Origin of the sequence: Streptomyces sp. NPDC058525 (genome assembly GCF_042719495.1) — a bacterium.
Taxonomy (GTDB): domain Bacteria; phylum Actinomycetota; class Actinomycetes; order Streptomycetales; family Streptomycetaceae; genus Streptomyces.
In genome coordinates this window covers 17,041-31,260 of the sequence record NZ_JBHXNP010000050.1, presented here as the reverse complement: position 1 = coordinate 31,260, position 14,220 = coordinate 17,041, and the positions used below count along the sequence as shown (strand labels likewise).

Sequence of the window (14,220 nt, the reverse complement as noted above, 5' to 3'; positions counted from 1 at the left end):
GCTCGGCGCGAAACACCCCGGGCACACCCTCGTCACCCGGTCGCCGACCCGCAAAACCGCAGGTAAGTACGGCCTTCCTTGCTGGCGGGGAGCTGAATTCGTGCGTAGTTTCGAGGTGTTCCGGGGGAGCGGGACGCCGCATGACGCACGTTCGCACAAAAGGGGAGATACACCGCATGTCCATCATCGACATCGAAGCACCGCTGCACACCGCCCACCGCGACAACCACACCCACCGCGACGTCAACGGTGGATGGCTGCGGCCGGCCGTGTTCGGTGCGATGGACGGGCTCGTCTCCAACCTCGCCCTGATGACCGGTGTGGCGGGCGGCGCCGTCGCCCCGCACACCATCGCGATCACCGGACTGGCGGGCCTCGCGGCCGGAGCCTTCTCCATGGCGGCCGGCGAGTACACCTCCGTCGCCTCGCAGCGCGAGCTGGTCCTCGCGGAACTGGACATCGAGCGCCAGCAGTTGCGCAAGCACCCCGTCGACGAGATGGAGGAGCTGGCCGAGCTCTACGTCTCCCGCGGCGTCGAGCCCCCGCTCGCCCGCGAGGTGGCCATGCAGCTGTCCCGCGATCCCGAGCAGGCGCTGGAGATCCACGCCCGCGAGGAGCTCGGCATCGACCCCGACGACCTGCCCTCGCCGCTCGTCGCCGCCGTCTCGTCCTTCGGCTCCTTCGCCCTGGGCGCGCTGCTGCCCGTACTGCCGTACCTGCTCGGAGCCACCTCGCTGTGGCCCGCGCTGCTGCTGGCGCTGGCGGGGCTCTTCGCCTGCGGTGCGGTCGTCTCCCGGGTCACGGCCCGGTCCTGGTGGTACAGCGGGCTGCGCCAGCTCGCACTGGGTGGCGCCGCCGCCGGTGTGACGTACATCCTGGGAACCTGGATCGGCGGGGCCATAGGCTGACCGGGCAGGTAGTGAGACACTATGCACCGCACCACATAAGTAGTCCATTACTCGGCGGTTTCGCTCACGTGTCCGCCGGGTACCAGAACAGGGCTGCGGGCAATGATGCCCGCCCCCGCGCCGGGACCTTCGACCCGTCATCGCGTCTCGAGACTCTTGAGAACCCTTGAGAACCCTGTGAAGGTCCCCCTTTTCTGCCCCGTGCAGTGTCCGCATGTTGGAATGGCATATCCGCTTCGCGGGATTGTCGTCATCATGTAATCTGCACGAAATTTCGCAGAGGGCCAACGTCGTCCCTCGGCTATGCACATATGCCACGACGACGACGGGAGAGCCGATGCGTTCCGCATCCACGCACTCCGCGACCGGCCCCAGCACCACCGCCTGGTCGCCCATGGACGGTCGCCCCGCCCAGCAGGGCATGTACGACCCGCGCAACGAGAAGGACGCCTGCGGCGTCGGATTCGTGGCGAACCTCACCGGCGAGGCCACCCACACGCTCGTTGAGCAGGCCCTGACCGTTCTGCGGAACCTCGAGCACCGTGGCGCCACCGGCTCCGAGCCGGACTCCGGCGACGGCGCGGGAATCCTGTCCCAGGTGCCGGACGCCTTCCTCCGCGAGGTCGCCGGATTCGAGCTCCCCGAGGCCGGCGCCTACGCCGTCGGCATCGCCTTCCTCCCCGCCGACGGCACCGCACAGGCCGTCGCCGTGGAGCAGATCGAGGCCATCGCCGCCCAGGAGAACCTCACGGTCCTCGGCTGGCGCGAGGTCCCGGTCACCCCGGACCTGCTCGGCAACGGCGCCCGCGCCACCATGCCGGCCTTCTCGCAGCTGTTCGTTTCCAACGGCAGCAGCGGCATCGAGCTGGACCGCAAGGCGTTCGTGCTGCGCAAGCGCGCCGAACGCGAGGCCGGGGTGTACTTCCCGTCGCTCTCCGCCCGCACCATCGTCTACAAGGGCATGCTGACCACCGGCCAGCTCGAGCCCTTCTTCCCGGACCTCTCCGACCGCCGCTTCGCCTCGACGCTGGCCCTGGTCCACTCCCGGTTCTCGACGAACACCTTCCCGTCCTGGCCGCTCGCCCACCCGTACCGCTTCGTCGCGCACAACGGCGAGATCAACACGGTCAAGGGCAACCGCAACTGGATGAAGGCCCGCGAGTCCCAGCTGGCGTCCGACGCCTTCGGCGACGGCGTGCTGGACCGGATCTTCCCGATCTGCACCCCCGACGCCTCCGACTCGGCCTCCTTCGACGAGGTCCTGGAGCTGCTCCACCTCGGCGGCCGGTCGCTGCCGCACAGCGTGCTGATGATGATCCCGGAGGCGTGGGAGAACCACACCTCCATGGACCCGGCCCGCCGCGCGTTCTACAAGTACCACTCCACGATGATGGAGCCCTGGGACGGCCCGGCCTGCGTCACCTTCACCGACGGCACCCAGGTCGGCGCGGTCCTCGACCGCAACGGTCTGCGCCCCGGCCGCTACTGGGTCACCGACGACGGCCTCGTCGTCCTCGGCTCCGAGGTCGGCGTGCTCGACATCGACCCGGCCAAGGTCGTCCGCAAGGGCCGCCTGCAGCCCGGCAAGATGTTCCTCGTCGACACCGCCCAGAAGCGGATCATCGAGGACGACGAGATCAAGGACGGGCTGGCCGGCGCCGCCCCGTACGCCGACTGGCTGGAGACCGGCGAGATCGAGCTGTCGGACCTGCCCGAGCGTGAGCACATCGTGCACACCCACGCCTCGGTCACCCGCCGCCAGCAGACCTTCGGTTACACCGAGGAAGAGCTGCGCGTCATCCTCGCGCCGATGGCCCGTACCGGCGGCGAGCCGCTCGGCTCCATGGGCACGGACTCCCCGATCGCGGCCCTGTCCGAGCGCCCCCGGCTGCTCTTCGACTACTTCACCCAGCTCTTCGCGCAGGTCACCAACCCGCCGCTGGACGCCATCCGCGAGGAGCTCGTCACCTCGCTGCTGTCCTCGATCGGCCCGGAGTCCAACCTCCTGGAGCCGACCGCCGCGTCCTGCCGCAGCGTGACGCTGCCGTTCCCGGTGATCGACAACGACGAGCTGGCCAAGCTCATCCACATCAACGCCGACGGCGACATGCCGGGCATGAAGGCCGCCACCCTCTCGGGCCTGTACCGGGTCTCGGGCGGCGCCGAGGCGCTGGCCGCGCGGATCGCCGAGATCCGCACCGAGGCCGACGCCGCCATCGCGGCCGGCGCCCGCCTGATCGTCCTCTCGGACCGCCACTCGGACGCCGAGCACGCGCCGATCCCCTCGCTGCTGCTCACCTCCGCCGTGCACCACCACCTCATCGCGACCAAGCAGCGCACCCAGGTGGGCCTGCTCGTCGAGGCCGGCGACGTCCGCGAGGTCCACCACGTGGCCCTGCTCATCGGCTACGGCGCCGCCGCGGTCAACCCGTACCTCGCCATGGAGTCCGTCGAGGACCTGCTGCGCGCCGGTACCTTCCTGTCCGGCCTGGAGCCGGAGCAGGCCATCAAGAACCTGATCTACGCGCTCGGCAAGGGCGTCCTGAAGGTCATGTCCAAGATGGGCATCTCCACCGTCGCCTCCTACCGCGGCGCCCAGGTCTTCGAGGCCGTCGGCCTGAACGACGAGTTCGTCGAGACCTACTTCAACGGCACCGCCACCAAGATCGGCGGCGCGGGCCTGGACGTCATCGCCAAGGAGGTGGCCGCGCGCCACACCAAGGCGTACCCGGCCTCCGGCATCGCGGCCACGCACCGTGCGCTGGAGATCGGCGGCGAGTACCAGTGGCGCCGCGAGGGCGAGCCGCACCTGTTCGACCCGGAGACCGTCTTCCGCCTCCAGCACGCGACGCGCGGCCGCCGGTACGACATCTTCCGGCAGTACACGGACCGGGTGAACGAGCAGTCCGAGCGCCTGATGACGCTCCGCGGCCTGTTCGCCATCAAGACCAGTGAGAACGGCAAGGGCGACCGCCCGTCGATCTCCATCGACGAGGTCGAGCCCGTCTCCGAGATCGTCAAGCGCTTCTCCACCGGCGCCATGTCGTACGGCTCCATCTCCAAGGAGGCGCACGAGACCCTCGCCATCGCCATGAACCAGCTGGGCGCCAAGTCCAACACCGGTGAGGGCGGCGAGGACCCGGAGCGCCTGTACGACCCGGCGCGCCGCTCCTCCATCAAGCAGGTCGCCTCCGGCCGCTTCGGTGTCACGAGCGAGTACCTGGTCAACGCGGACGACATCCAGATCAAGATGGCGCAGGGCGCCAAGCCCGGCGAGGGCGGCCAGCTGCCCGGCCACAAGGTCTACCCGTGGGTCGCCAAGACCCGGCACTCCACCCCGGGCGTCGGCCTGATCTCCCCGCCGCCGCACCACGACATCTACTCCATCGAGGACCTGGCCCAGCTGATCCACGACCTCAAGAACGCCAACCCGGTCGCCCGCATCCACGTGAAGCTGGTCTCCGAGGTCGGCGTCGGCACGGTCGCGGCGGGTGTCTCCAAGGCCCACGCGGACGTCGTCCTGATCTCCGGCCACGACGGCGGTACGGGCGCCTCCCCGCTCACCTCGCTCAAGCACGCGGGCGGCCCCTGGGAGCTCGGCCTCGCCGAGACCCAGCAGACCCTGCTGCTCAACGGGCTGCGCGACCGCATCGTCGTCCAGACCGACGGCCAGCTCAAGACCGGCCGCGACGTGGTCATCGCCGCGCTGCTCGGCGCCGAGGAGTTCGGTTTCGCGACCGCGCCGCTCGTCGTCTCCGGCTGCGTCATGATGCGCGTCTGCCACCTGGACACCTGCCCGGTCGGCATCGCCACGCAGAACCCGGTCCTGCGCGAGCGGTTCTCCGGCAAGCCCGAGTTCGTCGTCAACTTCTTCGAGTTCATCGCGGAGGAGGTGCGCGAGATCCTCGCCGAGCTGGGCTTCCGTACGATCGAGGAGGCCGTCGGCCACGCCGAGCTGCTGGACACCACCAAGGCCGTCTCGCACTGGAAGGCGCAGGGCCTCGACCTCGAGCCGCTCTTCTACGTGCCCGAGCTGCCCGAGGGCGCGGTCCGCCACGCCCTCATCGAGCAGGACCACGGTCTGGAGAAGGCCCTCGACAACGAGCTCATCGAGCTCGCGGCCGACGCGCTGAGCGCCGAGTCCGCCGAGGCGGCCCTGCCGGTCCGCGCCCAGGTCGCGATCCGCAACATCAACCGGACCGTCGGCACGATGCTCGGCCACCACGTCACCAAGAAGTTCGGTGGCGCGGGCCTGCCCGACAACACCATCGACCTGACCTTCACGGGCAGCGCCGGCCAGTCCTTCGGCGCCTTCGTGCCGAAGGGCATCACCCTGCGCCTGGAGGGCGACGCCAACGACTACGTCGGCAAGGGCCTCTCCGGCGGCCGGATCGTGGTCCGCCCGGACCGCGGCGCCGACCACCTCGCCGAGTACTCCACCATCGCCGGCAACACCATCGGCTACGGGGCCACCGGCGGCGAGATGTTCCTGCGCGGCCGCACCGGCGAGCGCTTCTGCGTCCGCAACTCCGGCGCCCTGGTCGTCTCGGAGGGCGTGGGCGACCACGGCTGCGAGTACATGACCGGCGGCCAGGCCGTCGTCCTGGGCGAGACCGGCCGCAACTTCGCGGCCGGCATGTCGGGCGGCACCGCGTACGTCATCGACCTCGATCCGCACAACGTCAACGTCGGCAACGCGGGCGCGGTCGAGGCCGTCCTCTCCGACACCGACAAGCAGTGGCTGCACGATGTGGTGCGCCGCCACGAGGAGGAGACCGGCTCGACCGTCGCCGCGAAGCTCCTGGCTGACTGGGACGCCGCGGCGGCCCGCTTCAGCAAGATCATCCCGACCACGTACAAGGCAGTGCTCGCCGCCAAGGACGCCGCTGAGCTGGCCGGACTCTCGGAGTCCGAGACCACTGAGAAGATGATGGAGGCGGCGACCCATGGCTGACCCGAAGGGCTTCCTCACCACCCCGCGCGAGACCGCCTGCTCCCGTCCCGTGGCCGAACGGCTGCAGGACTGGAACGAGGTCTACGTCCCGGGCTCGCTGCTCCCGATCATCAGCAAGCAGGCCGGCCGCTGCATGGACTGCGGCATCCCGTTCTGCCACAACGGCTGCCCGCTGGGGAACCTGATTCCCGAGTGGAACGACTTCGCGTACCGCGAGGACTGGTCGGCGGCGAGCGAGCGCCTGCACGCCACGAACAACTTCCCGGAGTTCACCGGGCGGCTGTGCCCGGCCCCGTGCGAGTCGGCGTGCGTGCTCGGCATCAACCAGCCGGCCGTCACGATCAAGAACGTCGAAGTCTCGATCATCGACAAGGCCTGGGACAACGGCAACGTCACCCCGCAGCCGCCGGAGCGGCTGTCCGGCAAGACGGCCGCCGTCATCGGGTCGGGCCCGGCGGGCCTGGCCGCGGCCCAGCAGCTGACCCGGGCCGGGCACACCGTGGTGGTGTACGAGCGCGCCGACCGCGTCGGCGGGCTGCTGCGCTACGGCATCCCCGAGTTCAAGATGGAGAAGGTGCACATCAACCGCCGCATCGAGCAGATGCGCGCGGAGGGCACCAAGTTCCGTACCGGCATCGAGGTCGGCCGCGACATCACCGCCACCGACCTGCGCAAGCGGTTCGACGCGGTGGTCATCGCGGCGGGCGCCACCGTCTCCCGCGACCTGCCGGTCCCGGGCCGCGACCTGAACGGCATCCACTTCGCGATGGAGTACCTGCCGCTCGCCAACAAGGTGCAGGAGGGCGACTTCATGGCGCCCCCCATCACCGCCGAGGGCAAGCACGTGGTCGTCATCGGCGGCGGCGACACCGGCGCGGACTGCGTCGGCACCGCCCACCGCCAGGGCGCGGCCTCGGTCACGCAGCTGGAGATCATGCCGAAGCCGGGCGAGGACCGCAACGCCAACCAGCCCTGGCCGACGTTCCCCATGCTGTACAAGGTCACCTCGGCGCACGAGGAGGGCGGCGAGCGGGTCTACTCCGTCTCCACGACCCACTTCGAGGGCGACGAGGACGGCAACGTCAAGGCCCTGCACCTGGTCGAGGTCGAGTTCGTCGACGGCAAGCTCGTCCAGAAGCCCGGCACCGAGCGGGTCCTCCCGGCCCAACTGGTCACCCTGGCGATGGGCTTCACGGGCACCGACCAGGCCAACGGCCTGGTGGAGCAGTTCGGCCTGGCGATGGACGCCCGCGGCAACATCGAGCGCGACGCCTCCTACGCGACCAACGTCGACGGCGTCTACGTCGCCGGCGACGCGGGCCGCGGCCAGTCGCTCATCGTCTGGGCCATCGCGGAGGGCCGCTCGGCCGCCCGCGGCGTGGACCGCTTCCTGACGGGCACCAGCGCCCTCCCGTACCCGGTCAAGCCGACGGACCGCTCCCTGACGGTCTAACCCGTCACCCCCCTCCCTCCGGGGAGGACCCCTCATACGGTCCGTACAACGACGTGCGGAACTCTGACACCGCGCCCGCCATGTCCCCGACCAGGGATGGCGGGCGCTGTGGCGTTATGTAGTCACATCAATGCGTTCCGTTGTCGCTTCGGCCGGGCGGGGGCTACGCTTCTTCGCAGAGCAAGGGCACTGCGGAAGCGGGGAGTTGGCTCATGGCGAGGCCGGAGGATCTGAGCGGAGCGCAGACGCCGGAGGAGTTCGCCCGCGAGGAGCTGCGGCGGCATCGTGCGGCGGCCCGGCTGAGCCAGGAGGGTCTGGGCGAGCGCATCTTCACGAGCGGGGCGTACGTCGGCCAGATGGAGTGCGGGGCGCGGCGGCTGCGGCCGGAGCTGGCGGTGCTGATCGACAAGGCGCTCGGCACGGGGGACTACTTCACCCGCCTGGCCCAGGCGTTCAAGTCCAAGCACGTAGAGTACTTCGCGATCGCGGCCGAGCTGGAGGGTCTGGCGACGGCCATCTACGACTACGCCCCCACGCTGGTCCCCGGCCTGCTCCAGACAGCGGACTATGCGCGCGCCGTAGTTCGTGCCACTAGTCCCACCGGTCAGGCGGATCGCGTCGACTCCCTGGTTGCGGCTCGTATAGAGCGTGCGCGACTCCTTGATAACCCGATGACGCCCGAATTGTGGGTCGTTCTGCACGAGGCCGTACTGCGTACGGCAGTCGGTGGGCACGCTGTGATGGCTGCTCAGCTGCGGCATATCTCCTCGTATATCCGTGCGCATCGGATCACTGTCCAAGTGGTGCCGTTCGCGGCGGGTGCCCATGGTGCTTTGGGGGCATACGTGCGCATCATGCAGTTCGCCGACGCACCCGACGTGGCCTACACGGAGGGGCCCCACGCAGGACAGCTGCTCGACTATCCGGCTCTGGTGGGGCGTCATTGGAGGTCATACGATCTTGCGAGGGCTGCCGCACTGTCGCCGGAGGTGTCCCTGGCCCTGATCGAGTCGGTGGCGGAGGAGCATGAGGAATGCGCGCAGACGTGAACAGCCTGTCTTGGCGGAAGTCCTTGCACAGCAACGGGGAGGGTGGAGAGTGTGTCGAGGTGTCTGACGACCTGCCCGGCGTCGTCCCCGTCCGCGACAGCAAGCTCGCGGGCGCCGGTCCGGTGCTGGTGTTCCCGGCCGCTGTGTGGGCTCCGTTCATCCAGACTGTGAAGGTTCAAGCCTGATCTCGTACCGCAGCTGCTGGCGTCCGGCGGGCATGACCATCAGGTCCGCCTGGATGGGGCGGTCCGCCGCATCGTAGGTGATGCGGGCGAGCTCTAGTACGGGCTCGCCCACCCCGATGAGCAGTTGCTCCCGCTCCTCGGCACTGGGCATCCTCGCCATCACGTTCTCGATGACCCGCACGCCGATGTGCCCGAGTGCGGCCAGCAGCGTCACGGCGCCACCGCGGATCTTCGCCGTGCAGGCCAGTGCGGTACCGGCTGCGATGTCGGCGGGGTAGTAGGTGTCCGTCAACTCGATCGGCTCACCGTCGAGTTCGATCACCCTGCGGCGGGCCACGACGGTTTCCGCGCCCGTCAGGCCCAGCATCTGTACCACCTCCGCCGGAGCGGTGACCTCCGCGGCGTGGAGGATGCGCTGTCCGCCGCGGCGGCCCGCGGCCGAGGCTTCGTCCGTCCAGGCGTCGGTATCCCCGGGGGAGCGGGGGGTCAGGTACGGCAACGAAGTGCTGGTCCGAACGATCCCGGCCATGCTGCCTCCTGTGCGTCCGATTCGCTGTTGCGTCCCACGGTAGGTGACGGTGCCTTTCACCGTGCTTTCCCGTTCCCGTCGAGCCAGTGGTGGATCAGGGGGAGGAGTTGTTCGCCGTCGTGGGAGGTGGTCGTGTAGTCGGATGCGCCCGCCGTCAGGGCCTTTTCGCGGCCCAGGGGGGTGGTCTTGCGGGCCAGGGCGATGACCGGGCGGGACGTCGGGCCCGCGAGTTGGGCTATGACCGAGGCTGCCGCGGAGGCCGCGGTCATGCCCTGGGTGGGGAGGCGCAGGAGGACGAGGGACACCTCCGGGTCGGCGGTGACGGTGGCGATGGCCTGGGGGACGCGTTCGGACCACAGCACCTCCAGGCCGTGGCGTTCGAAGTCGGTGGTGAGGGCGAAGGCGGCACGGACGTCGTCGTCCACGATCAGTACCTTCTCGCCGCTGAAGCCGTACGAAAGGGCGCGAGAAGTGGGGGCGGCGGTCGGGTGGTCCGGGGGCGCGGCGACGGGGGTGTCCCGTAGGTCGGGGTGGGGCAGCGGGCCGCCCGACACGAGCGGCAGGTAGAGGGTGAACACGGAGCCGAGGCCGCGTTCGCTCGCCACGTGGATCTCGCCGTCCATCAGCCGGGCGATCTCCCGGCTGATGGACAGCCCGAGCCCCGTCCCGACGTGCCGGGTGTCGGCCGGGTCGCCGGCGTGCGTGAACGCTTCGAAGATGGCCTTCAGCCTGCCGTCGGGGATCCCGATGCCCGTGTCGGCCACCGAGAAGGCGATCAGCTCCGCCGCCTTCATGTCGGCGAGCCGGGCGTCGTCGCGATCCGCGGCGACGGGCTGGATGTCGAGCCGTACCTCGCCCCGGTCGGTGAACTTCACGGCGTTGGCCAGCAGGCTCCGCAGGATCTGGAGCAGCCGGCGTTCGTCCGCGTGCAGCGTCTCCGGCAGCTCGGGCGCCACCCGTACGTGCAGCCCCAGCCCCTTCTCCTCCGCCAGCGGCGAGAACGCCGCGTCGAGGTGGTCGGCGACCTGGAGCAGCGGCACCCGGACCGGGACGATCTCCATCCGTCCCGTCTCCGCGTCGGAGAGGTCCAGGATGTCGTCCAGGAGCGACAGCAGGTCGCGGCCCGCACCCTGGATGGCCCGGGCGTACTCGACCTGCTGGGGCGTGAGCGTCCCGCCCGCGTTGTCCGCGAGCTCCTGCGCCAGCAGCTGCAAGGAGCTCAGCGGAGTGCGCAGCTCGTGCGACATGTTCGCCAGGAACTCGCTCTTGTGCCGGATCGACACCGCCAGCAGCTCGTTGTGCTCCTGCAGGGCCTGCCGGGCCTCCTCGATCCGGGCGAACTGGACCTCGATCTCGCTGTTCTCGTGCGCCAGCCGCGCCGCCTTCTCCTCCAGCTGCCGGTTGGCGGCCTGGAGCGCGCCCTGCCGGTTCTCCAGCATCGTCGACCGCTCGCGCCACTGCTCGGTCAGCTCCTGCGACTTGGTCAGCAGTACCTCGTTGTGCCGCTGGACGAGGACCGCGGCCGTGCTGAGCGCGAGCCGGCGGCCGGTGAGCAGCGCGATCCGGGTCGCGACCGGCCAGAACCCCTCTTCGCGCACGGCGCGCGCCCGGCTCTCCAGACGCTCCAGCGTGTGCTGGGCGCGGGGGTCCTCCAGGTCCAGCAGCGCACGCGCCACCGAGTCGTACGGGGTGGAGCCGGGCCGGAAGCTCGCGACGGTCCAGCCGTCGGCGGCCAGCGCCGGTTCCAGGCCGGCCGCGACCAGCGAGGACTTGCCGACGCCCGAGGGCCCGGCCACCACGACACAGGGCTGGTTCCCGAGCATCGCCCGGAGCCGTTCGATCTCCCTCTCCCGGCCCACGAACACCCCCGCCCGGGCGTCGGCCGCGGTGAAGGGCTGCAGACCGCGGTAGGGGCACGGGGGCAGCACGCTGCGCTCCAGCACCTCGGGCCAGGCCGAGGCCATCTCCGACAGGGGGACGGCGTACGCGTCCTCGTGCTCGCCGCCCCGGCTCGCGACGGCCAGCATGCCGATCACCGCGTCCCCCCAGCGGTCCGACAGGATCGCGGGCGCGCCGCTGTAGCCGGGCTGGGCGCGCAGCGCGGACTCGGCGGAGGTGTCGAGCTGGACCAGCCCGCCGCCGACGGCGCCGCGCAGTACGCAGCTGCTCCAGGCGCCGTTGGCCTTGCGCGGGGGGCTGCCCGGGTAGCCGAAGACGGACACCTCGGTGCTCTCCGCGAGGCCGTTGCGCGGATCGACGAGCCGGGCCGGGCCCGCCCCCACCGGCAGGGTGTCCCCACCCACCAGGACGAGGCCCGCGATGTCGCGGCCCGGCCGCCCGGGCCCCGGGGGCGGATCCCAGGCCGCGATCCGGCAGTTGCGCAGCGGGCCTCCCTCGGCGTCGCCGAGCAGCACGAACTCGACCTGGATGCGCGCCTCGTCACCCGGCCGGTCGGCGGTCCCCTTCGGCCGGCCCAGGGCCACGCTGACGACGTGCGCGCAGGTCACGATGTGCTTGTCGCCGACGACGAAGCCGACCCCGACGGGGACGTCGGAGGTGCCCTGCCGGATCTTGACGACGAACCCGTCGCGCCGCGCCCCCATCCGGCTCAGGGGCGGTGCCAGACGAGCCGGACGGCGAAGTTCACCTCTGCCGTGCCCTTGGCGACGATGACCCCGGTCTCGCCGCCCATCTTCAGCCCGAACTCGATCTCGGCCTCGTCCGGGCCCAGTTCGCGCACGGTCCGGGCGACCTTCGCCAGCGTGGGCTTCACCTGGTCCAGTGCGTCCTGCACCGAGACGCGGGCCCGCCCCACCAGCCCGTCCCCGGCCGCCAGCTCCAGGTCGGAGCCCGCCAGGTCCCCGTCGACCTCGAACACGACGGCGGTCTCTTCGCCGCCGTCCTCCAGTGCCATCGCGATCAGCTGTCCTGCCACGTCCGCCACGCCCCCCATGGCTCCGGGACCGCCCGCGGCCCCCCTCGCACCCGACAGGCACATCCTGGGGCACCCCGGACCGGTCGCGCAGGGATATGGCCCAGTTACCGGGGCACGGCCTCCGCCCCCCGGGCCCGCCCCCGCCGCCCCCGGGGCCCGCCCCCGCCGGCCCCGAGCCCGCCCCCGCCGCCCCCCGGGCACGGCCCCCGTCACGCGGGCGCGCCCCCCCGTCACCCGCGCACCGCCCCGCTACTCGGGCTGGACGACCGTGGCGCCCCAGCGCACGGACGGGGACGAGGCCGTCACCGTGGCGACGAAGCCGCCGCGAAGGCCCGTACCGAGCGGGACGGTGACGCGGGTCGGGGTGCTGTCGGGGCAGTCGACCGTGAAGGGGGCCGGGTCGCGGTCCGGATGGTTGACGAGGTGGAAGGCCACCTCGATGCTGCCGCCGTCGGCGCAGCCGAAGTTGACGAACGTGTCCAGGTCCGGCGCGAGGCCGCCCGAGACGAAGCCGCCGTCGCCGGTCTTCTCGGCGATCCAGATCAGCCCGTCGGGTCCCGGGTAGCCGATGATCTCGTCGCCCGGTGCGGCCTGGGCCGGCGCGGCCGCGAGTGCCAGGGTGACCGCCGCGGTCAGCGCGGCGAGGGTGGTGGCCTGCTTCTGCAACTTCTTCATGTGATCCCCCATGTGATCCCCCATGTGATGTCGTGCCGATCGACTCGACATCCGCGACGTTAGCCAGGGGCACTGACAGTCGCCTGAGTAGGCGTACTTACCCGCGAGTATTGACTAATAGTCAATACGGGGCCACGCTCACGGCGAGCCGTCGTCTTCTCTCGTCCGGGAGGTCACCCGTGAGTGTGGATCAGGAACTGGCCCGACTGGCAGCCGAGTTGGGCGGAGTACGGCCGCCCGGATCGTTCGGCGGACTGGACGCCGGGGACGTGGCGCGGCTGGCCGACGCCGTGCGCGGGCAGCGGGAGCGGCAGGCCGACGGGCTGAACGAGGCCGCCGAGGAGGCGCTCAAGCTGGTGCCCGCCCTCGCCCGCGGGGCCGTGCGCAAGGTGCTGTTCCGGTGAGCGCCGCGCGCCGCGCCGAGGTGGAGAAGACCGCCCGGCTGGTGGGCGTGGACGCCGGCGGCCTCGGATTCCTGGCGGGGCTGCCGGGCGAGGACGTACGGGCCTTCCGGGAGCAGGCGGGCGCCGCGCTGAACGACGGCGCCCCCGAGATGCTCGACCGGATCGCCGCCGCCACCAAGCTGGTGCCCGCCCCAGTCGCCGCCGCCATCTCGCAGAAGGCGCTCGGCCCGCGGCTCGCCGCCGCGGTCGCCGGACGGCTGGAGGCCGGCCGCGCCGCCGACATCATCGCGCGGCTGCCCGTGGACTTCACCGCCGAGTCCTGCGCCCACCTCGACCCCAGGAAGATCGCCGGGATCGTGGACCGGCTGGAGGAGGGCCTCGTCGTACGGATCGCCGTCGCCCTCGCCGAACGGCGCGACCACCTCACCATGGGCCGGTTCGTCGGGCACCTGAGGGACGGGGTGCTCGGCCGGATCCTCGAGCGGATCGGCGACACCGACGTACTGCGCGCCGGGTTCTACGTCGACCAGCCGGAGCGGCTCCCGCGCATCCTGGAGCTGATGGACGACGACCGCCTCGGCTCGGTGGTACGGGCCGCCGCGGCCGCCGGGCTCTGGGAGGAGGCCCTCGCCGTGGCCGACGCGGTCGGCGGGGAGCAGCGGCTGCGCATCGCCCGGCTCACCGCCCGCCTTGACGGGGCCGAGCTGGCCTCACTCGTGCGGGTGACGCACGAAGCCGGGCTCTGGGAGACGCTGCTGCCGCTGGTCGCGCTGCTCGGCGAGGAGGACCGGCTCGCCGTGGCCCGGCTGGAACCCCTGCACGATCCCCGGGTGCTGGCCGGGGCGGTACGGGCCGTCGTGGCGACCGGGCTGTGGGGCGCCTTCCTGCCGCTGGCCGGCGCACTGCCCGCCGAGGCGCGCAAGGCGGTGGCCGACGCCGCCGCCGGGCTCGGCGACGAGGAGCTGGACGCGCTGGTCCGGGAGGTCGCGCGGCAGGACCTGTGGGAGCTGGTGCTGCCCCTGGTCGAGCTCATGGACGACACGGGCCGGCAGCGCCTCTTCGACCTGCCCGCCTTCCGGGACCAGCCGGCGCCGTAGGGGGTGCCCGGCCCGCGCACGATGGGCCGTA

The 14,220-nt window shown here is 71.4% G+C and carries 11 protein-coding genes; 7 read left to right on the top strand and 4 right to left on the bottom strand.

Translation table 11 applies throughout. The features are described from left to right. Nucleotides 1–176 precede the first annotated feature (176 nt). From ACFWP3_RS23005 to ACFWP3_RS22985, 5 genes are all read left to right on the top strand, one after another. The gene (locus tag ACFWP3_RS23005; protein ID WP_384224094.1) at nucleotides 177–908 is read left to right on the top strand and encodes a VIT1/CCC1 transporter family protein; all 732 of its coding nucleotides are present in this window, start codon (nucleotides 177–179) and stop codon (nucleotides 906–908) included. Nucleotides 909–1,302: 394 nt separating this feature from the next. Beyond that, nucleotides 1,303–5,862, top strand: a complete 4,560-nt coding sequence (gene gltB, locus ACFWP3_RS23000; RefSeq protein WP_384224157.1) for a glutamate synthase large subunit — start codon at nucleotides 1,303–1,305, stop codon at nucleotides 5,860–5,862. Next, the gene (locus tag ACFWP3_RS22995) at nucleotides 5,855–7,315 is read left to right on the top strand and encodes a glutamate synthase subunit beta (RefSeq protein WP_384224092.1); all 1,461 of its coding nucleotides are present in this window, start codon (nucleotides 5,855–5,857) and stop codon (nucleotides 7,313–7,315) included. The genes gltB and ACFWP3_RS22995 overlap by 8 nt, the downstream gene beginning before the upstream one ends. Before the next feature lie 212 nt (nucleotides 7,316–7,527). Beyond that, entirely contained in the window at nucleotides 7,528–8,364 is an 837-nt protein-coding gene (locus tag ACFWP3_RS22990; RefSeq protein ID WP_384224090.1) for a helix-turn-helix domain-containing protein, read from the top strand. Further along, a complete protein-coding gene (locus ACFWP3_RS22985; protein ID WP_384224088.1) occupies nucleotides 8,349–8,549 on the top strand; it encodes a DUF397 domain-containing protein in 201 nt (66 codons plus the stop codon). Before ACFWP3_RS22990 ends, ACFWP3_RS22985 begins: the two co-directional genes overlap by 16 nt. On the opposite strand, the gene ACFWP3_RS22980 is transcribed toward ACFWP3_RS22985, so the two are convergent. The 4 genes from ACFWP3_RS22980 to ACFWP3_RS22965 form a co-directional block, all read right to left on the bottom strand. Beyond that, nucleotides 8,521–9,078: a GntR family transcriptional regulator gene (locus tag ACFWP3_RS22980; RefSeq protein ID WP_384224086.1), complete on the bottom strand. Its 558-nt coding sequence runs from the start codon at nucleotides 9,076–9,078 to the stop codon at nucleotides 8,521–8,523. The genes ACFWP3_RS22985 and ACFWP3_RS22980 overlap by 29 nt on opposite strands. A gap of 56 nt (nucleotides 9,079–9,134) precedes the next feature. After that, complete coding sequence (locus ACFWP3_RS22975; RefSeq protein WP_384224084.1) at nucleotides 9,135–11,681, bottom strand: ATP-binding protein; 2,547 nt, start codon at nucleotides 11,679–11,681, stop codon at nucleotides 9,135–9,137. 5 nt (nucleotides 11,682–11,686) lie between these two features. After that, a complete protein-coding gene (locus ACFWP3_RS22970) occupies nucleotides 11,687–12,022 on the bottom strand; it encodes a CU044_2847 family protein (protein ID WP_384224082.1) in 336 nt (111 codons plus the stop codon). 240 nt (nucleotides 12,023–12,262) lie between these two features. After that, on the bottom strand, nucleotides 12,263–12,688 hold the full coding sequence (locus ACFWP3_RS22965) for a hypothetical protein (RefSeq protein WP_384224079.1): 426 nt from the start codon (nucleotides 12,686–12,688) through the stop codon (nucleotides 12,263–12,265). A gap of 179 nt (nucleotides 12,689–12,867) precedes the next feature. Here ACFWP3_RS22965 and ACFWP3_RS22960 point away from each other — a divergent pair, with 179 nt between their 5' ends. Next, complete coding sequence (locus ACFWP3_RS22960) at nucleotides 12,868–13,092, top strand: hypothetical protein (protein ID WP_384224077.1); 225 nt, start codon at nucleotides 12,868–12,870, stop codon at nucleotides 13,090–13,092. Continuing rightward, entirely contained in the window at nucleotides 13,089–14,189 is a 1,101-nt protein-coding gene (locus tag ACFWP3_RS22955) for a hypothetical protein (RefSeq protein WP_384224073.1), read from the top strand. Before ACFWP3_RS22960 ends, ACFWP3_RS22955 begins: the two co-directional genes overlap by 4 nt. Nucleotides 14,190–14,220 lie beyond the last annotated feature (31 nt).